General features: G+C 56.3%; 1 rRNA gene. It reads right to left on the bottom strand.

From position 1 onward, the window contains the following. Window positions 1-632: ribosomal RNA gene (locus DBY66_RS17715) — 23S ribosomal RNA — on the bottom strand; the annotation flags it as partial.

Here is a 632-nt window from a genome sequence, read left to right as displayed (position 1 = left end):
GTCATTAGTACCGGTTAGCTCAACGCATCGCTGCGCTTACACACCCGGCCTATCAACGTCGTCGTCTTCAACGTCCCTTCAGGGCTCTCGAGGAGCCAGGGAGAACTCATCTCGGGGCAAGTTTCGTGCTTAGATGCTTTCAGCACTTATCTTTTCCGCACTTAGCTACCGGGCAGTGCCACTGGCGTGACAACCCGAACACCAGCGGTGCGTTCACTCCGGTCCTCTCGTACTAGGAGCAACCCCCCTCAATTCTCCAGCGCCCACGGCAGATAGGGACCGAACTGTCTCACGACGTTCTAAACCCAGCTCGCGTACCACTTTAAACGGCGAACAGCCGTACCCTTGGGACCTACTTCAGCCCCAGGATGTGATGAGCCGACATCGAGGTGCCAAACACCGCCGTCGATATGAACTCTTGGGCGGTATCAGCCTGTTATCCCCGGAGTACCTTTTATCCGTTGAGCGATGGCCCTTCCATTCAGAACCACCGGATCACTATGACCTGCTTTCGCACCTGCTCGAGCCGTCACTCTCGCAGTCAAGCTGGCTTATGCCATTGCACTAACCTCCTGATGTCCGACCAGGATTAGCCAACCTTCGTGCTCCTCCGTTACGCTTTGGGAGGAGAC

This window comes from Pantoea sp. RIT413, assembly GCF_003057675.2.
GTDB lineage: Bacteria > Pseudomonadota > Gammaproteobacteria > Enterobacterales > Enterobacteriaceae > Pantoea > Pantoea eucrina.
This window is presented reverse-complemented; position numbering and strand designations above follow the sequence as displayed.